Origin of the sequence: Arthrobacter sp. Ld5 (assembly GCF_051172775.1) — a bacterium.
In the GTDB taxonomy this organism is placed as follows: Bacteria; Actinomycetota; Actinomycetes; order Actinomycetales; family Micrococcaceae; genus Arthrobacter_D.
This window is the reverse complement of sequence record NZ_JBPKBO010000021.1, coordinates 63,111-82,918: the sequence shown is the minus strand read 5'-3', so window position 1 is coordinate 82,918 and position 19,808 is coordinate 63,111. Positions and strand designations below refer to the sequence as shown.

Here is a 19,808-nt window from a genome sequence, read left to right as displayed (position 1 = left end):
CCCGATGACCGAGGCCCTGCCCACCCTCTGGTTCGTACTGATCGCCGTGCTGTGGTCCGGTTATCTCTTCCTCGAGGGTTTCGACCTCGGTGTGGGGATGCTGATGAAGCTCATGGCCCGCACCAACACCCAGCGGCGGGTACTGCTCAACACCGTGGGGCCGGTGTGGGACGGGAACGAGGTGTGGCTCGTGACGGCGGTGGGCGCCACGTTCGCGGCCTTCCCCTTCTGGTACGCCTCCCTGCTCTCGGCGCTCTACCTGCCGTTCCTGCTCGTCCTGCTCGGCCTGATCTTCCGCGCCGTGGGCTTCGAGTGGCGGGGCAAGCGGCACAGCGACGCCTGGCGGGAGGGCTGGGACTGGGCGATCGCGCTCGGGTCCTTCGTCGCGGCAGCCGGCATCGGAGGGGCGCTCGCCCTGACGACGACGGGCCTGCCGCTGGACGAGAACGGCGACCGCGTGGGCGGCGTCTTCGCCTGGGCCACCTGGCCCGCGCTGCTCGGCGCGGCCGCCGTCGTGCTGTTCTGCCTCGTCCACGCCGCCGCGTTTCTCGCCCTCAAGACCGACGGCGTCGTCCGTGTGCAGGCGGACCGCCTGTTCCGCCGCCTGCTGCCCGTGGCGATGCTCCCGTTCCTCGGCTGGGCGCTCCTGGTCCAGCTGGACACGGGGTCGGTGCTCACCTGGCTCGCCGTGACCGTCGCCGCGGCCGGGCTGACCGCCTCCTACCGTTTCTCGGCGATCGGCCGTGACGGCCGTGCCTTCGCGGCACTGGGTGTGGCGATGCTGGCACTGGTCGGATCGATCTTCGGCGCCGTGTTCCCCGTGGTCCTCCCGTCGACCATCGACCCGGCGTTCGACCTGACCGTCCAGAACGCGTCGTCCTCGCCCTACACGCTCGGCCTGATGAGCGTCGTGGCCTGCTTCGGGGTGCCGCTCGTCCTCGCGTACCAGGCCTGGACCTACTGGGTCTTCCGGCGGCGGGTCTCGGAGTCGAGCATCCCGGCGGCACACGCCGTCACCGCCCTGTGAGCGGCGTGCTCGGCACCGCCGTCCCGCGGCCGGACGCCGGCCCCGCTCCGGCGGCACGGCAGGAGGGCGACGCCGCGCCGCCGGCCCGGAGTGCCTCCCCGCCGGCCACCCTGAGGGCCGGCGGTCCCGCGGGCGCCGCGGGGTCGCCCGCGGCGCTGTACCTCCTGGGCGTCCTCGCGGCCGTCCGCGCCGCAGGGCTGGTGCTCGTGGCGCAGGCCCTCGCCCTCGGCATCGGATCCCTCGCTGCCGGGGCGCTCGACGTCCGCGGCGTGCTGCTGCAAGGGATCCTCGGTGCGGCGCTGCGCACCGTCGCGGCGTGGGGGCAGGACGCGACCGCCGCGCGCCTCGCGCTCGGCACCCGGGAGCGGATGCGCGAGGCCGCGCTCCTGCGCCTGCTCGACGACGGCGGCACCACGCGCGCCGCGGCCGGCAGCGGCACGGGCTCCCTCGCGGTGCTGCTCACCCGCGGGCTCGACGGGATCGACAAGTACTACACGCAGTACCTGCCCGCGCTCATCACGTGCGCCGTGGTCCCGCTGCTCATCGGCGCGCGGATCCTCGCCGCCGACTGGGTGAGTGCGCTCATCATCCTCCTCACGGTCCCGCTTGTGCCCGTGTTCATGGTGCTGATCGGCCTCCACACGCAGGAGCACACGCAGCAGGCCACCACCGCGCTGGGCCGCCTCTCCGACCACCTGCTCGAACTCGCGCGAGGCCTGCCCGTCCTCGTGGGACTCGGCCGCGCCGCCGAGCAGACCCGCGCCCTCCGGGACATCGCGGGCACCTACACCTCGCGCACCATGACGACCCTCCGCACGGTCTTCCTGTCCTCCCTCGCCCTCGAGCTCATCAGCACCATCTCCGTCGCGGTCGTCGCGGTCTTCGCCGGCGTCCGCCTGATCCACGGCGACCTGGGCCTCGAGACAGCGCTGATCGCCCTCATCCTCGCGCCCGAGTGCTACGGTCCGCTGCGCGACGTCGGCGCGGCCCACCACGCCAGCGAGGACGGGGAGGAGGCCGGGGCGCGGGTCCGAGCGGTCATCGAGGCCCCCGGGGCACCGGCGGACGGCTCGCCGGTGCGCGTCGGACCGGCGGCTCCGGGCGCGGGCGGGCCGGGCGGCGTCCGCGTCGAGGACCTCACCGCCCGGTACGACGGCGTCCTCGAGCCGGTCTTCGCCGGCGTCGGGCTCGTCCTGGAGCCGGGGAGCATCACCGCGCTCCGGGGCCCGAGCGGTTCCGGGAAGTCCACCCTGATGCGTGCCCTGGCCGGGGGAGCGGCCGTGCCTCCCGGTCTCCGCCTCACGGGTCGTGTGGCAGGGCTCGGGGCCGACGCGGTCGCATGGGTCCCGCAGCACCCCGAACTCCTGATGGGAACGGTCCGCGCCGAACTCGCCCTCTACGCCGGGCTTCCCGCCGGGTCGCCCGCGCTCGACGCACAGCTCGCCGCCGTCGGCGCCGACGGACTCGCCGACCGGCGCAGCACCGAGCTCAGCCCGGGCGAGCTGCGGCGCGTCGCCGTCGCCCGCGCCCTCCTGCGCGCGCAGGACCCCTCGGTCACGCTCCTCCTCCTCGACGAGCCGACCGCCCACGTGGACGACGACGCCTCCCGCGCCATCCGGGCCGCCGTGCGGGGGCGCCGCGACGGCCTGACCGTCCTCCTCATCGCGCACGACGACGAGACCGCGCGCCTCGCGTCGACCGAAATGCACCTGGGCGGGCCGGCTCCCGCCCACGCCGCGGCAGCCGACACCGTCCGACCGGCGGCCCTCCCGACGGCGGGACGGCCCCCTGCCGGGACGCGTCCCGCGCTTGCGGATGGCGACGCGGCTGACCGGCCCGGCGTGCCGGTCAGCGCCGATCCCCGGACGTCCGGCGCCGCCGGGACCTCCGCTGCCTCCGCCGATGGGATCGGGCGCCGGCTCCACGATCCCGTGCCCGCGTGGCTCCGCTCCGCCCGCGACGTGCTCGCGCTGGTCCGGCCGTGGGACCGTCGCTTCCTCGCCGCCGCCGGGCTCGGGCTCGGCGCGTCGGTGTTCGCCGTCGCCCTGACCGCGCTCAGCGGCTGGCTGATCGTCCGGGCCGCCGAACAGCCGCCCATCCTCTACCTGCTCACAGCGATCGTCGGCGTCCGCTTCTTCGGCATCGGGCGCTCCGTCCTGCGCTACGCGGAGCGCCTCTGGCTGCACCGTGCCGTGTTCCACCGCGCGGACGACACGCGGCTGCGCCTCTGGACCGGACTGCTCGGCGCCGGACGGTCGTGGCGGACCATCGCCCGGGGGTCCGGGGGGATCGAACGGCTGGTCGGGGACATCGACGAGCTCCGCGACCTGTCCGCGCGCGCCCTGCTGCCCGTGGTGACCTCGGTGCTGACCGGCATCGCCGCGCTGGTCACCACGGCGGTGCTGCACCCCGCCGCCCTCGGGTGGCAGGCCCTGTCCGTCGTCGCGGCCCTCGTCATCGCACCCGCCGTCGCCGTCCTCCGCGAGCAGGCTGCGGGCGCCGCCGCGGTCCGGCTGCGGGCACAAGGCCTGGAACGCGTCACCGGCCTCCTGCGGGCCGCCCCGGATCTCCGGGTGAACGGTGTGCACCGGCCTGCGCTCGCCGGGACGCGCGACCTCGGGGGTGCGGTCGCGGCAGCCGCGCGGCGCTCGGCGTCGGCGGCCGGCGCGTCGACGGCGGTGATCGTCGCCGCGTGCTGCGCGGCCTCGCTCGGCATCCTGGTCGGCGCGGACGGCCTGCGCGCCGACGTCACGGCCGTCCTCGTCCTTCTGCAGCTCGCGCTGATCGAACCGTTCGTCGCCGGCACCTCCGCCGTGCAGCACTGGGGGCCCCTGGCGGCCGTCACGCGCCGCATCGTCCCGCACCTCAGCCCGGCCGGCTGGGAGGAGGACCCGGAGCGCCCGGGGCCCGGGCTACCCGGTGGCCCGCCCGCGCCCGCCGCCACCCGATCCGTCGCCCGGTCCGCCTCGCTGCGGGGCGCGGGCATCGGCTACGAGCCGGGCCGTCCCGTGGTGACCGGCGTGGACCTCGAGCTGGCACCGAAGCGCTGGACCGGGCTCACGGGCCCCTCCGGCAGCGGGAAGTCCACCGTGATCGGCGCCCTCCTCGGCTTCCTCCCGCTCGAGCACGGGATGCTCCTCGTGAACGGCCATCCCGGGGGCGGCGGGCAGACGCCGCGCATCGCCTGGTGTCCCCAGGAGAGCCATCTCTTCAATTCCAGCCTGCGCTCGAACCTGCAGCTCGCCCGGCCGCCCGGCGACCCGGCCACGGACGCCGAACTGCGGGCCGTCCTCGGCGCCGTGGGACTCTCCGGGCTGGTCCAGGGGCTCGACGGCGGGCTGGACGCCCCTGCCGGGGCGGGAGGCTCGCGCCTCTCCGGCGGGCAGCGGCAGCGGCTCGCCGTGGCGCGCGCCCTGCTCACGCGGTCCGGCGTCGTCCTCCTCGACGAGCCCACCGCCCATCTCGACGCCGACGGTGCCCGGTCCCTGCTCGTGGACCTGCGCCGCGGTCTTCCGGACACTGCGGTGCTGCTCGTGACGCATGACCCCGCGGAGGCGGCGCTGTGCGACGACGTCGTGGCACTGGACCCGCGCGTTCCCGACCCGCTACCCGATCGGACACCCGACCGAGCCGTGCCGGGTACCTGACGGGCAGGTGGGGCCCGCCCGCCGGACCCCGGACCGGCGGGCGCGCCACGGTCGGCTCCGTCCCGCCGCGGTGGGGGTCGGCGCGCCCGGCAGCGAATAGGCTGGGACCATGACCAACCCCTCCGGCCCCGATGCCGCCACGGCCGGCCAGGCGCCGACCGCCCCCCCGCTGCCCGACGGGCTGCTGTGGCGGCCGCTGACGTACGCCGACATCCCCCGCTGGCATGCGCTCATCCAGCGGATCGCCGCGGAGGACCAGCCGGACTGGGTGGAACAGCGCGCAGACCTCGAGCAGGCCCTGCGGGCCTCGAAGAACGATCCCCGCAGGGACACCATCGCGGGGTTCGACGCCGACGGTGAACCGCGTGCCTTCGGGCGCCTGTCCCGGAATCCCGGCTCGTCGCTGATCCACGGCGCCGGCGGCGTCGACGCCGCGTGGCGCGGTCGCGGGATCGGCCGGGCCGTCCTCGGCTGGCAGGCCTGGCGCGCGGAGATGCGCCTGCGGGAGACCGGTGCCACCGAGGGGGTCTTCCGGAACTACGTCGAGGAACGCAACCCCTCGCACCTGGCGCTGCTCACTGCGAGCGGCAGCAGGATCGTCCGCTACTTCACCGAGATGACGAGGCCGCTGGACCAGCCGATCCCCGACCTGGCCTTCCCCGACGGGCTGGAACTGGTCACCTTCGCGGAGGGCGCGGACCGGGGCATCTCCGAACTGGTCCGCCTGGCCCACAACAACGCCTTCCAGGACCACTGGGGGAGCGAGCCCCGGGACCAGGAGTCGTGGCAGTTCACCGTCGGCCACCCGGAGTTCCGGGCGGACTGGAGCCTCGCCCTCCTCGATCCGTCCTCGGGCGAGGTCGCCGCCTACCAGCTCGCCAGCTACGACCCCGATTCGGAGCGGCTACTGGGCCGGACGGAGGGCTACACCGACCTGCTCGGCGTCCGGCGGACCTGGCGAGGCCGCGGCCTCGCCCCGGCCCTTCTCGCCGAAGCGATGCGGCGCTACCGGGCCGCGGGGATGCAGAACGCCGGGCTCGGCGTCGATACCGAGAACCCCTCCGGGGCGCTCGGGCTGTACGAGCGCATGGGGTACGTCCCGACCCAGCGGTCGATCGTGTTCGACCTGCCGCTGCGGGTGGGCTCCGCCTGACCCCTTCCGTTCCCCGGGCGGACTGTGGTTCACTCGTAGGTACGGAGGGGAGTACCCCCACATCTTGTTCGTCGTCATTACGAGGGTCCCTGCACCCTCCGGCGGACAGGGCCACCCCGGTGGCCGGGAGAGACCTCCAGTTGGTAATCACTGACTGGAAGGCAGCACTTACGTGAACGTCCCCCTCTGGGTCTGGCTGGCCGTCATCGGCTTCATCCTCCTCATGCTCGTCGTCGACCTCGTCGCGCACCGGCACGCCCACGTCATCAGCGTCCGCGAGGCGGCCGTGTGGTCCGGCATCTGGGTCTTCTTCGGCGTGGTCTTCGGTGTCATCGTGTGGCGCGTCTGGGGAGCCGAGTTCGGGCAGCAGTACTTCGCCGGCTACCTCATCGAGAAGTCCCTCGCCGTCGACAACGTCTTCGTCTGGGCCATCATCTTCACCTTCTTCGCCGTCCCCCGCGAGTACCAGCACCGCGTCCTGTTCTTCGGGGTCCTCGGTGCCCTGGTCTTCCGCGGGATCTTCATCGCCGGCGGAGCGGTGCTGATCCAGAACTTCTCCTGGATCCTCTACGTCTTCGCGGCGTTCCTGCTCTTCACCGGTGTCCGGATGCTCTTCCAGCGCAACGAGCACATCGATCCCGAGAAGTCCCGTGCGCTGAAGCTCTTCCGCCGGTACGTGCCCATGACCGACGCCTTCCACGGCCAGCGGTTCCTCGTCCGGAAGAACGGGATCCTGCTCGCCACGCCCCTGCTCGCCGTCCTCGTGCTGGTGGAAGTCACCGACATCGTCTTCGCCGTCGACTCCATCCCCGCGATCTTCGCCGTGACCGACGAGGTGTTCCTCGTCTTCACCGCCAACGCGTTCGCCATCCTAGGCCTGCGCGCCATGTACTTCCTCCTGGCCGACCTCATCCACCGCTTCGTGTACCTGAAGATCGGGCTCGCCCTCGTGCTGGTCTGGGTGGGCATCAAGATGGCCCTCAAGATCGACCTCTACTACATCCCCACGCCGATCTCCCTCGCCGTCATCACCACCATCCTCAGCGTCGCCGTGGTCGCCAGCCTGATCAAGACCCGCGGCCAGGGACGGCACGAACCGCCCGCACCCGCCGTCGCGCCCTTCCGCACCGCCGGGGCCGAGGAGATCGCCGCCCTGCAGCCCGTCTGGGGTGGGCGCCGTGCCGCGGCGCGCGGCCGGGCCGCCGACGCCGGGAGCAGCGGGCTCGGTGGGTCCGCGGACGACGACGCGCAGCGGGCACCGCTCCAGGACCGCGTCGGGGGCGAGCCCGCCGATGACGGGACGAGCCGGGTGGACCGCCGGCCATGACGGCGGAGCGGGGGTCCGTCGACCGGGGCCGGGTCAGCCCGCCGCGGAGCCGCGTCCGGGCCGGCAGCAACCGGGAGCTCATGGCCTGGCTGTTCATGCGGTGGTCCGGTGCGCTGCTGGTGGTGCTGATCTTCGTCCACCTGTTCGTGAACCTCATGCTCGGGGACGGCATCAACCAGATCGACTTCGCCTTCGTCGCCGGGAAGTGGGCGAATCCGTTCTGGCAGTGGTTCGACCTCGTCATGCTCTGGCTCGCCATGCTGCACGGGACGAACGGGCTGCGGGTCATCATCGACGACTACGCCGACGCCGCCCGGACACGCCTGTGGCTCAAGGTCGTGCTGGTCGCGTGCTCGACGGCGATCATCGCGCTCGGGACGCTGGTCATCTTCACCTTCGACCCCTGTCCGACAGGCGCCGCGGCGTCGTCGCTGCCCTCGTTCTGCGCGACGGTCGGTCCCTGACCCGTCACCCGCGGGCCGAGCCGCTCGCGGACCCGGCCGTCGTCGTCGTCCCGCCTCTCCCGGCGGCCGGCCACACCGCGAAGCCGACGACGGTCCCCGCGAGCGCGAGGCCCGAGAGGGCGAGCGCGGATGCCGCCTGCCCCGCGGCCGCCCCCACCCATCCGGCCACGGGGTAGGTGAGCATGAAGCAGGCGTGCGAGAGGGAGAACTGGGCGGTGAAGAGGTGGCTCCGGGTGGTGTCGGTGGCGGTGCGCCGCAGCAGCCGTGCGGACGGCGTGCTGATCATCGAGGTGCCGATGCCGAGGACCACCCACAGGCCGAGCAGGAGCGCCCACGGCCCCCCGGTGGGGGAAGCACCGCCCTGCCCGGCCAGGGCGAGGAGGGCAGCGACCGGCAGGCCCGCGGTGAGTACCACCGCACCGGCCAGCATGAACGTCCGGTCGGGTGTGCGCTCCAGGACCCGGGGGGCGAGGAACGCGACGAGCATCGAGCCCCCACCGTAGAACGCCAGGGCCAGGGCCACGTCGGTGTTCGATCCGCCGAAGAGGGCGCGCGCGTAGACGACCGTGTTGACCAGCACGAGGGCCGTGGCGGCCGCGACGACGAGGTTCAGGGCCAGGAGCCCGCGCAGGGTCGGCTCGCGCAGGAAGATCCGGCCGCCGAGGGTGGTGCGGTGCAGCAGGGAGCCCTGCTGCACCGGTGCCGGGATCACCGGGAACCTGGTCCCGAGGACGATGGCGGCGGACACCAGGAAACCGACCATGGTTCCCACGAACAGGTCGGAGAAACTCACCACGGTCAGGAGGACGGCAGCGAGCAGCGGGCTGAGCAGGGACTCGAGGTCGTAGGCGAGGCGGGAGAGCGAGAGCGCCTTCGTGTAGTCCCGCTCCCCGGGCAGCACCACCGGGATGAGGGCCTGGAACGCCGGGGTGAAGGTCGCGGACGCGGACTGCAGGATGAACACCAGCACGTAGATCTGCCACACCTGGTCGATGAACGGCAGGCTCAGGGCGATGCCGGCGCGCACCAGGTCCGCGCCCACGAGGACCGCTTTCCGCGGGAGGCGGTCCACGAGCGCCGCCATGACGGGTGCCACCACCACGTAGGCCACCATCTTGATCGTCAGCGCCGTGCCGAGGACGGCGCCTGCCCGGCTGCCCGCCAGATCGAAGGCGAGCAGGCCCAGCGCGATCGTCAGCAGCCCTGTCCCCAGCAGGGCGACGACCTGCGCGGTGAAGAGCTTCCGGTAGGCGGCGTTGCCAAGGACAGACAGCATGGGGAACCCGTCTCGAGCAGGAATACGTCCCGCCACTGTAGACGCACCGGCGCGCAATCACCCCGCGGTGCGTCGCCGGTGGACCGCTCAGTTCTTCGGGGCGAGGTCGCGATCGCGCATGAGGCCCAGCGCCAGGGCGCCGCCGGCCGCGACGGCGGCGATCAGCCACCACAGGCCCTTCACGTCCACGCCGTCGCTCGTGACCGTCGGCGCCACGCCCATGGGTGAGAGCCGGACCGCCCAGTCCGGGAAGCCGAACAGCGGCCCGAACAGGCCGAGCACCATGCTGACCAGCACCAGCGCCCACCCGAGCGGGATGGTGGCCCGCGGTGCGACGACGAAGACCAGCGCGGTGGCGACGATGAACACGGACGCCGCGGCGACCTGCCCTGCACCGGTGACGGCCACGTCCCCCAGGAGCGCCCAGTCCCCGTCCCGTGCGGCGAGTCCCGCGGCTGCGCCCGCGAGGGCGGCCGCGATCACCACGAGGACACCGACGAACGCGACGAGGGCGAAGCTCGCCAGCCACCGGACGCGGTCCACCGGCGCGCTCAGCGTCAGTTCCGCCGTACCGTGCGTCTCCTCCTGGCGCGCCCGGCAGACGGTCTGGACCGCGCAGCACGCGGCGAGGATGCCCAGCATGGTGAAGAAGACGACGACCGTGCCCTGTTCCATGTCCGTGCCGCCGGCCATCGCCTGCATGATCCGGTCGAGGGCGGGGTTGTCCGTCCCGATGTCGCGGATCACCGATGCGAGGGTGGTCGCCAGGATCCCGGTGATGAGACCGCCGACGCCCCACCCGATGATGGAGGGCCGGGCCAGGCGCACGACGAGCCCGAGCGGGGTCGACAGCAGTGCCGACGCCTCGGCCCTGCCGTGCCGCTCGGGGACGAAGCTCCCGCCGAGGTCCCGCACCGACTGCAGCGCGACCGCGAGGCCGGCCAGCAGCAGCCCCAGGGCCGCGCACAGCACGATGGGGCCCATGTCGTCCTCGGCGAACGGACGCGTCTGCTCCGCCCAGCCGAACGGCGACAGCCAGGTGAGCCATGAGCTCTCGATGCGCTGCAGGTCGCTGCTCGGCGTCCCGAGGGCGTTGCCCAGCCCGGCCGTCAGGAACAGGAGCATCAGGAGCCAGGTGGCGAGGGAGTTCGCGCCCGACGAGGTCTTCATGAGCTGGGCGGAGACGAGGCCCACGCCGAGGAAGGTCAGCCCGACGGCGCCGGCCGCCAGGCCGGACACGACCGATCCCTTCGCACCGAGACCGGTGGCCATGAGGGCGACGACGATGAGGGACGCGAGCAGCACGTTGGCCAGGACGCCATGGGTCAGCGTGGCCAGGAGGGGTGCCCGGCGTCCGGCGCGCGTGGCGGCCACCAGTTCGGCGCGGCCCACCTCCTCGTCGCCGCGCGTGTGCCGTACGGCGAGGAACGAACTCATCAGGGCGGCGAGGAGCGCCAGGAACGGGAAGATCAGGAACAGCATGAACGCGCCCTCCCCGGCTCCCGACGGCAACCCGCGGAAGAGCAGGATCACGGGATTGGCCATCACCACGGCAAGGATCGAGGCGCGGGACTGCTCGGTGCCGTACGCCTGCGAGACACTCACGTAGGTGAGGTAGGCCAGCAGCGCTGTGCCGAGCGTCCACAGCAGCAGCTGCACCCCGTCACGCCGCAGTCGCTGGCGCAGGAGCGCGGGGAACGCCGTCATCGCGTCGCGGCCTCGCGCGGCTCGCTGCCCGGTGCGTCCTGTCCGCCCGCGGCGAGGTCGTCGCCGTAGTGCCGGAGGAACAGCTCCTCCAGCGACGGCGGTTCGATGCGGAGCCCCTCGACGTGCAGGGCCGTCAGCGCCGGCAGCACCGAGGAGACGCGGTCGCTGTCCACGGTGAACCGAGCACGGCCATGCTCGAACCGCACATCGTGGGCGTGCGGGACGGATTCCAGGGCGAAGGCGTCGGCCGCCGCGAACGAGACCTCGGTCCGGGTCAGGTGGCGGAGGTCCGCGAGGGTGCCGGACTCCACCACCTTCCCGGCGCGCACGATGCTGACGACGTCGCAGAGCTGCTCGACCTCGGAGAGGATGTGGCTCGAGAGCAGGACGGTGGCGCCGCCCTCCCGCACCCGGGCGATCTCCCGCTGGAACACCATGGCCATGAGGGGGTCGAGCCCGCTGGTCGGCTCGTCGAGGATGTACAGGTCGGCGGGTACCGCGAACGCGGCGATGAGCGCCAGCTTCTGCCGGTTGCCCTTGGAGTAGGCGCGACCCTTCTTGCGCGGGTCGAAGAGGAAGACCTCCATCAGCCGTTCCCGCTCGAGGCGGTAGGCGCGCTCGTTGCGGCGGACACCGCGCAGGCGGGAGACGAAGTCGATCGTCTCCCCACCGGACAGGTTCGGCCAGACACTGACGTCGCCGGGGACGGACGCGATCCGGCGGTGGAGGGCAGCGGCCTCGCGCCAGGGATCGGCCCCGAAGACCGTGGCGATACCCGACGTCGCGCGGGCGAGTCCCAGCAGCACGCGGGTCGTGGTGGACTTCCCCGACCCGTTGGGACCGAGGAATCCGTGGATCTGGCCCTCCTCGACCTCGAGATCCAGCCCGTCGAGTGCATGCACCCGTCCGTAGTGCTTGGCGAGGCTCCGGGCCGAAATGACGTTGGCCATGCAGGGGAGCATACGCCGCCTGCCTCACCGTGTGAACGGCCCTCCGGCCCGGCGTCGAGCCTAGAGCAGCGTGCCCTGGGCGTCGTCGTCCGGGTGCACGCCGCGGGCCGGGCCGCCGGACGGCGACGGCGAGCCCGCCGCTCCTCCCACCTCCGGCACCACCGGTCGCGTCGCCTCGATGAGCCCGACCAGGTTCGGTCCGACGGCGTCGATCTGCTGGGTGAGCGGGACCCCCGAGCCGTCACGCCGACCGTGTTCGGTGGGCAGCGCGCGTGCCACGCCGTTCGCGGACGCAGCACGGGCAGGGCCGTGACCGGCCCAGGCCAGCGAGAGCGACTCCTCGCCGCGGAGGAAGCGGTGCGCGCGGACGCCCGCGGTGGCGCGGCCCTTGGCCGGATACTCGGAGAACTCGGTGACCTTCACCGATCCCGCCGCCGTCCCAGGCAGCGCATCGCCCGCCGCCGCCGCGACGGTCACCACCACGCCCTGGCCGTCCGCGGAGGACACCGTCCCGAAGTGCAGCACCGCGTCACCGGGCGCGAGCTTGATGCCGGCCATCCCGCCCGCCGTCCGGCCCTGCGGCCGCACGGCCGAGGCCGGGAAACGCAGGAGCTGGGCCAGGCGGGTGATGAAGACGAGGTCGTCGGCGTCGGACGCAGCGGCGATCCCCACGACCCTGTCCTTCGGCTTGAGCGAGATCACCTCCCAGTCGTCACGGTTCAGCGGGTAGTCGGGCTGCACGCGCTTCACCACGCCCTGCTCGGTGCCGAGGGCGACGACGGCGCCCAGCGGGGCGAGCCCCACGAGGCGCTCGCCGCGCTCGAGCGTGATGAACTCCGACGACGGCACGCCGCCCGCCAGGTTCGGGACGCCGGCCGTGGGCGGCAGGGCCGGCATGTCCATGACCTGGAGCCGGATCATCCGGCCGGCCGAGGTCACGGCTCCCACCTCGCCGCGCGCGGTGGCGGCGAGGACGGACCGGAAGGCGTCGTGCTTGATCCGCTGTCCATCCCCGAACGGCTGCCGGTCGGAGGTCCGGGCGAGCTGGCCGGACGCCGAGAGCAGCACCCAGCAGGGGTCGTCCGCGATCTCGAGCGGCAGAACCGCCTTCGCGCCCTTGGCGGCCGGCGCGGGCAGAGTGGAGCCCTTCAGCGGGGCGGCCGCCTCGGACTCGAGCAGGACGGTGCGCCGGGGCGTGGCGAACTGGTCCGACAGGGCGGCGAGCTCCTCCGAGACGAGGGCGCGGAGCCGTTCCTCCGACCCGAGGACGGCGTCGAGCTCGGCGATCTCGAGGCGGAGCTGGTCCTGCTCCTTCTCGAGCTCGATGCGCGAGTACTTGGTGAGCTGGCGCAGCCGCAGCTCGAGGATGTAGTTCGCCTGCAGCTCGGACAGGTCGTAGATGGACATCAGCCGTTCCCGCGCGGCGGCGGACTCGTCCGAGGAGCGGATGATCTGGATGACCTCGTCGATGTCGACGATCGCGACGAGCAGACCCTCCACGAGGTGCAGGCGGTCGCGCTTGCGCTGCAGCCGGTAGGAGGTGCGACGGCGGACCACGAGGATCCGGTGGGTGATGTAGACCTGCAGCAGCTCCAGCAGCCCGAGCGTGCGCGGCTGCCCGTCGACGAGGGCCACGTTGTTGATGCCGAAGGAGTCCTCCATCGGCGTGAAACGGTACAGCTGGGCGAGGACGGCGTTCGGGTTGAAGCCGTTCTTCAACTCGATCACCAGCCGCAGGCCGTGCTTGCGGTCGGTGAGGTCGACGATGTCGGAGATGCCCTGGAGCTTCTTGGCGGTGACGGCGTCCTTGATCTTCTCGATCACCTTCTCCGGGCCCACGGTGTAGGGGAGTTCGGTCACCACGAGGCCGGTCCGGCGGGCGGAGAGCTGCTCCACCTTGACCGTGGCCCGGGTCTTGAAGGAGCCGCGCCCCGTCGCGTAGGCGTCCCGCACGCCATCGAGGCCCACGATCTTCCCGCCGCTCGGGAGGTCCGGCCCGGGCACGAAGCGCATCAGGTCCTCGAGGGAGGCGTCCGGGTGCGCGATCAGATGCCGGGCCGCGGCGACGACCTCGCCGAGGTTGTGCGGCGGCATGTTCGTCGCCATGCCGACGGCGATGCCGCTCGCGCCGTTGACCAGGAGGTTCGGGAAGGCGGCGGGGAGCACCTCCGGCTGGGTGAGCTGGTTGTCGTAGTTGGGGACGAAGTCGACGACGTCCTCGTCGAGGTGGTCGGTCATCGTCAGGGCGGGGGCCGCCAGGCGCGCCTCCGTGTACCGGGCCGCCGCGGGCCCGTCGTCGAGCGAGCCGAAGTTGCCGTGCCCGTCGATCAGCGGCAGGCGGAGGGAGAAGTCCTGGGCCATGCGCACCATCGCGTCGTAGATGGCGCTGTCGCCGTGCGGGTGCAGCTTGCCCATCACCTCGCCCACCACGCGCGCGGACTTCACATGGCCGCGGTCCGGGCGCAGGCCCATGTCGGTCATCATGTAAAGGATGCGCCGCTGGACGGGCTTCAGGCCGTCACGGGCGTCGGGGAGCGCGCGCGAGTAGATCACGGAGTACGCGTACTCCAGGAAGGACTCCTCCATCTCGGCCTCGACGTCGATATCGATGATCTTCTCGGTGAAATCCTCCGGCGGAGCGGAGTTCTGGCGCCTGGCCATGTGCGTGGCAGTTCCTCAACAACTCAGGGGTACGGTTCGGGGCGGTCGGCGGGCATCCGCGACCCGGGCGCGGTTCCGACCGCGGTCCCAGCCGGGCCGGGGGGATGCCGACTACCCTGAGTCTATGGTGGCAGACGGACAATACCCCGAATACTGGGAGGCTGATGTCGTCCTGCGCGACGGCGGGACGGGCCACCTGCGGCCCATCTCGCCCGCCGACGCCGACGCCGTCCAGGCGTTCCACGTCCGCCAGTCGCAGAACTCCATCTACCTGCGCTTCTTCACCTACAAGGCACGGCTCAGCGCCAAGGAGCTCCGGCGCTTCACCGAGGTGGACCACCACGACCGGGTCGCGTTCGTCATCACCCGGGGCGGGGACATCATCGGGATCGGCCGCTACGACCGGCTCGACGACCCGCTCGAGGCCGAGGTGGCGTTCAACGTCTCCGACCACCACCAGGGGCGCGGCGTCGGCTCCATCCTGCTCGAACACCTCGCGGCCGCGGCCCGCGAGAACGGCATCAGGCGGTTCTCGGCGGAGGTCCTCCCCGAGAACCGGAAGATGATCACGGTCTTCGCCGAGGCCGGCTACGAGGTGCAGCGGCACTTCGACGACGGCGTGGTGGTGCTCAGCTTCGACATCGACCCCACCCGCAGGTCCCGGGCGGTGATGGAGTCGAGGGAGCACCGCGCGGAGGCCAGGAGCATGGCGGAACTGCTCACGCCGTCGTCCGTGGCCGTGATCGGCGCCAGCCGCGAGTGGGGGACCGTGGGCTACGAGCTGCTGGACCACCTGGTGGACGGCGGGTTCACCGGGCGCGTGTACGCCGTGAACCCGGAGGCCTTCGAGCTGCACGGCATGATCTCCCACGCCTCCCTCGCGGAGATCCCCGAGCCGGTGGACCTCGCCGTCATCGCCGTGCCGCAGGACCAGGTGGAGGCCGTCGTCGACGAGTGCGGCCGCGCCGGGGTCAAGGGCCTGCTCGTCGCCACGGCGGGCTACGGCGACGACGACGGCGACGGGCTCGCGCGCCAGCGCGCCCTCGTGCACAAGGCCCGCGCGCAGGGGATGCGCGTGGTCGGGCCGGCGTCGCTCGGCCTCGTGAACACGGATCCCGCGATCCGGCTCAACGCCTCGATGGCGCCCGGACTGCCGGCGCGCGGCGCGTTGTCCCTCTTCAGCCAGTCCGCAGGCCTCGGCGTGCTCCTCTACGCCAGCGCGCACCGGCGCGGACTCGGGGTCTCCTCGGTGATCTCCGCGGGGAACCGGGCCGACGTCTCGGGCAACGACGCCATGCAGTTCTGGGAGGACGACCCGACCACGCGCGCCGTCGGCCTGTACTTCGAATCGATCGGCAACCCGCGGAAGTTCTCGCGGATCGCCCGCCGCCTGGCCCGGACCAAGCCCGTGATCGTCGCGAAGTCCGACGTCACGGGACTGCAGCTCCCGCCGGGCCACGCCGTCCGCACCAGCCAGGCCCCGCCCGGCGCGCTCGACTCCATGCTCCGGCAGTCCGGGGTGATGCGGGTCGAGACGACGGAGCAGCTCATGGACATCGCGCAGATCGTGGCGAGCCAGCCCCTGCCCCAGGGGCCGGGCGTCGCGGTGTTCAGCAACTCGTCCGCCCTCGGCAAGGTGGTGGCCGACGGCGTCGTGTCGCAGGGCATGACCGTGGCACGGCTGGAGGCCGGACTGCAGCTCGACACGGGGCAGTCCGTGGCCCTGCCCGCCCTCGCCGCGGCCGTGGCGGACGCGCTGCGCGACGAGGCGGTCCACGCCGCGATCGTCACCACGCTGCCGGCCCGCGGGCTCACCGCCGAGGCGGTGGCCGCGTGCCTGCAGCGGTGCGCCGAAGCGGCGGGCAAGCCCGTCGTCGCGTCCTTCACGGGCATCCTCGACGCCCGGGTCCAGCTCGACGGGCTCGTGGCTGCGCCGTGGTCCGGTGACGCGCCCGCGACACCGCCTGCCACACCGGCCTCGACACCGGTCGCGCCGGCAGCACCCGGCACAGCCGGCGGGAGCGACCCCGCCCTGCCGCTGCAGCGCGGACTGCCCTGCTTCCCCAGCCCGGGCGCGGCCCTCGCCGCGCTCGGCGCCGTCGTCCGGTACTCGCACTGGCGCTCCCGCGACCACGGCGAGTTCGTGGACCCTGCGGGCGTCGACGTCGACGCCGCGGCGCGGCTGCTGGCGGACGTGCGGGCCAGGGTGGCCGACGTCGAACTCACGCGCCTCACCGCGGAGGAGAGCGCCGCGCTCATGGACTGTTACGGCATCGCCCTGCAGCCGTCCGCCCGCTTCGCCTCCGCCGACGAAGCGGTCGAGGAGGCGGGGCGCCTGGGCTGGCCGGTGGCGCTGAAGACCATGGACGAGCACCTGCGGCACCGGCTCGACCTCGGCGGCGTGCGGCTGAACATCGACGACGCCGGGTCGCTGCGCAGGAACATCACCCTGATGGAGAAGGTGCTCGCCCCCTTCGGCAGTTTCGGCATGGAGGTGCAGTCCATGGCGCCCTCGGGCCAGGCCTGCAGCCTGCGGGCCATCGAGGACCCGCTGATGGGCCCGGTGGTCTCCTTCGGCCTGGCCGGTGACGCCGTCAACCTGCTCGACGACTGGGCGCATGCCGTCCCGCCCCTGAGCACGGGCGACATCGCCGACCTCGTGCGCGCGCCGCGCGCGTCCCGCAAGCTCTTCGGTTACCAGGGCCTGCCGCCCGCCGACGTCGCAGCCATCGAGGACCTCGTGGCGCGCGTGGCGCTGCTCAAGGACAACCACCCGGAGATCGCCCGGCTCGAGTTCAATCCCGTGCTGGTCGCCGCGTCCGGCCTCACGGTGCTCAGCGCCGCGATCGACGTCGGCAATCCCCAGCGCCGCACCGACAGCGCGCGGCGGGCCATGCGCGACTGACCGCCCCGGCGTGCTCGCGTTGGTTAGGCAGGAGGCGGGCCGGTGGGGGAAACTGGGACCATGACCCCTTCGCTTTCCGCACAGTGGCGCGACCTCGATGCATCGCTCGAGCGGGCGGGCTTCTACCCCAGGCTCGTGGCCGACGTCGTCCACGACGCCCTCGACGGCCGGGAGCCGCTCTCGCACGTCGCGCACCTGGAGACCCACTTCGAGCGCACCGAGGTGCACCGCCACATCACCGTCCTGGTGCTCACCGAGGACATGCTCGTCATCACGCACGTCGACGACCAGCAGCTCGACGACGCCGGGGAGCAGGTGATGGCGCAGATCTCCACGGAGTCCGTGCCCGTCAGCCAGATCCGCTCCGTGGTCCTCAGCTACCTGTACGCGCAGCCCCAGGACTACAAGCCCACCGATCCGGTCCGCGAGATGACGCTGGCCATCGCGTGGTCCGGCGGGCAGCGGCTGGACATCGGCCCCGCCAGCTGCGGCGACCCGCAGTGCGACGCCGACCACGGCCTCACGGGGACGATGGCGCAGGAGGACATCGTCCTGCGCGTCAGCGCCGAGGCGGACGGCGCGCAGGCGGTGCAGAACGCCAAGGGGTTCGCCCGGGCGCTGCGCAAGGTCAACACCGCGAGCCCCGTGGCCGGCGGGTACATCGCCGCACCGGACCTGACGTCGCGGCGCCAGCCGGGCTTCGGCGGCCGGTTCACCAGGCAGCACCACCAGCGGTAGCGCTCGATGCCTTTCCTCCACAGGGAACCCCTGCCCGCTCCGCCTGCCTACGGCACATCCACAGTGGCCGAGGTGATGACCAGCGCGGCCGCCGCGCTCGGCGCGGACGGGTTCACGAACGCCCTCGGCCTGCCCGCCGCCCGCCGCGTCGCCGTCGTCATGGTGGACGGCCTCGGCATGGGGCTGCTCCGGAAGTACGCGGCGCACGCCCCGTTCCTGCGGGAGAACCTCGCGTCCGCGCGGATCCTCTCCTCCGCCTTCCCCTCGACGACGGCGGCCTCGCTGGCGAGCCTGGGCACGGGCCTGGCCCCCGGGCAGCACGGCATGGTGGGCTACGACGTCCTCGACCCCGCGCAGGATGCCGTGGTCAACATGCTCGGGCGGTGGGACGCCGCCGTCGACCCGCTCGTCTGGCAGCCCCACCCGACGGTCTTCGAGCGGGTCGCCGAGCAGCTGCCGGTCGTCACCGTGAGCCACCCCCGGTTCGAGACCTCGCCCATGACGCGCGCCGCGCTGCGCGGCGGGGCCTTCGCGGGGGCGGATGCCATCCACGCGCAGATCGACGCCGCCGCCCGCCACCTCGCCGCGGCGCCCACCATGCTCATGTACTTCTACGTCAACGACCTCGACAAGGCGGGCCACCGGTGGGGCATCGACTCCCCGCACTGGCTGCGTGCGCTCGAGGACCTCGACGCCGCGCTCAGGCTCCTGGCCCGCCGCGTCCCGTCCGACACGCTTCTCCTCCTCACCGCGGACCACGGCATGGTGGACGTCCCCGCGCCGCAGCGGATCGACTACTCCGCGCGGCCCGACCTCCTCGAGGGGGTCGCCCACACGGGCGGAGAGCCGCGGATGCTCCATCTCTACCTCGCCCCCGGCGCCGGTGCCGTGGAGCGCGACGCGCTGGCACTGCGCTGGCACGAGGCCTACGGGTCCCGGGCGTGGGTCCTGACGCGGGACGAGGCCGTCGAGGCGGGCTACTTCGGGCCCGTGCGCGAGGAGGTGCTGCCCCGCATCGGGGACCTGCTGGTGCTGGCACGGGAGGGCATCGCCCTGCTCGACGGCCGCCGCGTGCAGCCCGCCGCGTTCGAGATGGTGGGACAGCACGGCTCCCTCACCCGGGCCGAGCGTGACATCCCCCTCATCACCCTCGCCACGCCCGCCGCGGCCGGCGGCACCCGGGGCCGCCGCGGGAAGGGGGCACGCCGTGGCTGAGCTCCTGTTCTTCTCCGGCACCATGGACTGCGGGAAATCGACCCTCGCACTGCAGATGGACCACAACCACAAGGCCCGCGGCCGCCGGGGCGTGCTCTTCAGCTCCCACGACCGGGCGGGGGAGTCGATGATCTCCAGCCGCCTCGGTCTGCAGGTCCCGGCCGTCGAGGTCCTCCCGGACACCGACTTCTGGACCGAGCTCTCCCTGCGGCAGACCATGGGCGCGCGGATCGACTACGTGATCTGCGACGAGGCACAGTTCTACACCATCGACCAGATCGACCAGCTGGCGCGCGTCGTGGACGAGATGGACATCGACGTCTTCGGTTTCGGCATCACCTCGGACTTCCGCACGCGGCTCTTCCCCGGATCGCAGCGCCTGATCGAACTCGCCGACCGCGTGCAGGTGCTGCAGGTCGAGGCGCTGTGCTGGTGCGGCAAGCGGGCCACCCACAACGCCCGAACGGTGGACGGCGTCATGGTGGTCGAGGGGGACCAGATGGTGGTCGGCGACGTCGACCAGCCGATCGACGACGACGCCCCCGCGATCGACGGGCGTCCCCCGGAGGGCCTGCTCTCCGACGGGCGGGATCGGGACCCCGTGGTGGGCTACGAGACGCTGTGCCGACGGCACCACATGCGCCGGCAGACCTCCAGGACCTCGCCGTCGCTCTATTCCAACGAGGTACCGCTGCCGTTCGAGGCGCGGGTCCGCGAGTCCGACCTGATCTGACCCGC

The 19,808-nt window shown here is 72.9% G+C and carries 13 protein-coding genes; 9 read left to right on the top strand and 4 right to left on the bottom strand.

Going from position 1 to position 19,808, the window contains the following annotated elements:
* Positions 1-4 precede the first annotated feature (4 nt).
* The 5 genes from cydB (at position 5) to ACSGDB_RS10550 (ending at position 7,618) form a co-directional block, all read left to right on the top strand.
* Positions 5-1,027 (top strand): cytochrome d ubiquinol oxidase subunit II, encoded by a 1,023-nt coding sequence (gene cydB / locus ACSGDB_RS10570; RefSeq protein WP_434994631.1) that lies wholly within the window; start codon positions 5-7, stop codon positions 1,025-1,027.
* The gene (gene cydC, locus ACSGDB_RS10565) at positions 1,024-4,674 is read left to right on the top strand and encodes a thiol reductant ABC exporter subunit CydC (RefSeq protein ID WP_434994630.1); all 3,651 of its coding nucleotides are present in this window, start codon (positions 1,024-1,026) and stop codon (positions 4,672-4,674) included. Before cydB ends, cydC begins: the two co-directional genes overlap by 4 nt.
* Positions 4,675-4,783: 109 nt before the next feature.
* Positions 4,784-5,827 carry a GNAT family N-acetyltransferase gene (locus ACSGDB_RS10560; protein ID WP_434994628.1) on the top strand — a complete coding sequence of 348 codons (1,044 nt, stop codon included), beginning with the start codon at positions 4,784-4,786 and terminating at the stop codon, positions 5,825-5,827.
* A 172-nt stretch (positions 5,828-5,999) separates the two neighbouring features.
* On the top strand, positions 6,000-7,154 hold the full coding sequence (locus ACSGDB_RS10555; protein ID WP_434994627.1) for a TerC family protein: 1,155 nt from the start codon (positions 6,000-6,002) through the stop codon (positions 7,152-7,154).
* Positions 7,151-7,618 (top strand): succinate dehydrogenase hydrophobic membrane anchor subunit, encoded by a 468-nt coding sequence (locus ACSGDB_RS10550; protein WP_434994626.1) that lies wholly within the window; start codon positions 7,151-7,153, stop codon positions 7,616-7,618. The genes ACSGDB_RS10555 and ACSGDB_RS10550 overlap by 4 nt, the downstream gene beginning before the upstream one ends.
* Positions 7,619-7,622: 4 nt before the next feature.
* Here the strand turns inward: ACSGDB_RS10550 and ACSGDB_RS10545 are convergent, their stop codons facing one another.
* The 4 genes from ACSGDB_RS10545 to ACSGDB_RS10530 all read right to left on the bottom strand — a co-directional run bounded on the left by ACSGDB_RS10545 (position 7,623) and on the right by ACSGDB_RS10530 (position 14,212).
* The gene (locus tag ACSGDB_RS10545) at positions 7,623-8,894 is read right to left on the bottom strand and encodes an MFS transporter (RefSeq protein ID WP_434994625.1); all 1,272 of its coding nucleotides are present in this window, start codon (positions 8,892-8,894) and stop codon (positions 7,623-7,625) included.
* A gap of 87 nt (positions 8,895-8,981) precedes the next feature.
* Positions 8,982-10,601, bottom strand: a complete 1,620-nt coding sequence (locus ACSGDB_RS10540; RefSeq protein ID WP_434994624.1) for an ABC transporter permease — start codon at positions 10,599-10,601, stop codon at positions 8,982-8,984.
* Positions 10,598-11,551: an ABC transporter ATP-binding protein gene (locus ACSGDB_RS10535; protein ID WP_434994623.1), complete on the bottom strand. Its 954-nt coding sequence runs from the start codon at positions 11,549-11,551 to the stop codon at positions 10,598-10,600. Before ACSGDB_RS10535 ends, ACSGDB_RS10540 begins: the two co-directional genes overlap by 4 nt.
* A 60-nt stretch (positions 11,552-11,611) precedes the next feature.
* The gene (locus tag ACSGDB_RS10530; RefSeq protein WP_434994621.1) at positions 11,612-14,212 is read right to left on the bottom strand and encodes a DNA gyrase/topoisomerase IV subunit A; all 2,601 of its coding nucleotides are present in this window, start codon (positions 14,210-14,212) and stop codon (positions 11,612-11,614) included.
* 124 nt (positions 14,213-14,336) lie between these two features.
* Between ACSGDB_RS10530 and ACSGDB_RS10525 the strand changes: the two genes are divergently transcribed.
* From ACSGDB_RS10525 to ACSGDB_RS10510, 4 genes are all read left to right on the top strand, one after another.
* Complete coding sequence (locus ACSGDB_RS10525; protein WP_434994620.1) at positions 14,337-17,117, top strand: bifunctional acetate--CoA ligase family protein/GNAT family N-acetyltransferase; 2,781 nt, start codon at positions 14,337-14,339, stop codon at positions 17,115-17,117.
* A gap of 60 nt (positions 17,118-17,177) precedes the next feature.
* On the top strand, positions 17,178-17,855 hold the full coding sequence (locus ACSGDB_RS10520) for a DUF5998 family protein (RefSeq protein ID WP_434994618.1): 678 nt from the start codon (positions 17,178-17,180) through the stop codon (positions 17,853-17,855).
* 75 nt (positions 17,856-17,930) lie between these two features.
* Entirely contained in the window at positions 17,931-19,070 is a 1,140-nt protein-coding gene (locus tag ACSGDB_RS10515; RefSeq protein WP_434994617.1) for an alkaline phosphatase family protein, read from the top strand.
* A complete protein-coding gene (locus ACSGDB_RS10510; RefSeq protein ID WP_434994616.1) occupies positions 19,063-19,803 on the top strand; it encodes a thymidine kinase in 741 nt (246 codons plus the stop codon). Before ACSGDB_RS10515 ends, ACSGDB_RS10510 begins: the two co-directional genes overlap by 8 nt.
* The last annotated feature ends 5 nt before the right edge of the window (positions 19,804-19,808 follow it).

What these genes read in the sequence shown, in the direction of transcription:
- ACSGDB_RS10545 (WP_434994625.1), bottom strand. Translation starts at nt 8,894, where the DNA reads ATGCTGTCTGTCCTTGGCAACGCCGCCTACCGGAAGCTCTTCACCGCG.
- cydB (WP_434994631.1), top strand. Translation starts at nt 5, where the DNA reads ATGACCGAGGCCCTGCCCACCCTCTGGTTCGTACTGATCGCCGTGCTG.
- ACSGDB_RS10530 (WP_434994621.1), bottom strand. Translation starts at nt 14,212, where the DNA reads ATGGCCAGGCGCCAGAACTCCGCTCCGCCGGAGGATTTCACCGAGAAG.
- ACSGDB_RS10535 (WP_434994623.1), bottom strand. Translation starts at nt 11,551, where the DNA reads ATGGCCAACGTCATTTCGGCCCGGAGCCTCGCCAAGCACTACGGACGG.
- ACSGDB_RS10520 (WP_434994618.1), top strand. Translation starts at nt 17,178, where the DNA reads ATGACCCCTTCGCTTTCCGCACAGTGGCGCGACCTCGATGCATCGCTC.
- ACSGDB_RS10515 (WP_434994617.1), top strand. Translation starts at nt 17,931, where the DNA reads ATGACCAGCGCGGCCGCCGCGCTCGGCGCGGACGGGTTCACGAACGCC.
- ACSGDB_RS10550 (WP_434994626.1), top strand. Translation starts at nt 7,151, where the DNA reads ATGACGGCGGAGCGGGGGTCCGTCGACCGGGGCCGGGTCAGCCCGCCG.
- ACSGDB_RS10540 (WP_434994624.1), bottom strand. Translation starts at nt 10,601, where the DNA reads ATGACGGCGTTCCCCGCGCTCCTGCGCCAGCGACTGCGGCGTGACGGG.
- ACSGDB_RS10525 (WP_434994620.1), top strand. Translation starts at nt 14,337, where the DNA reads ATGGTGGCAGACGGACAATACCCCGAATACTGGGAGGCTGATGTCGTC.
- ACSGDB_RS10560 (WP_434994628.1), top strand. Translation starts at nt 4,784, where the DNA reads ATGACCAACCCCTCCGGCCCCGATGCCGCCACGGCCGGCCAGGCGCCG.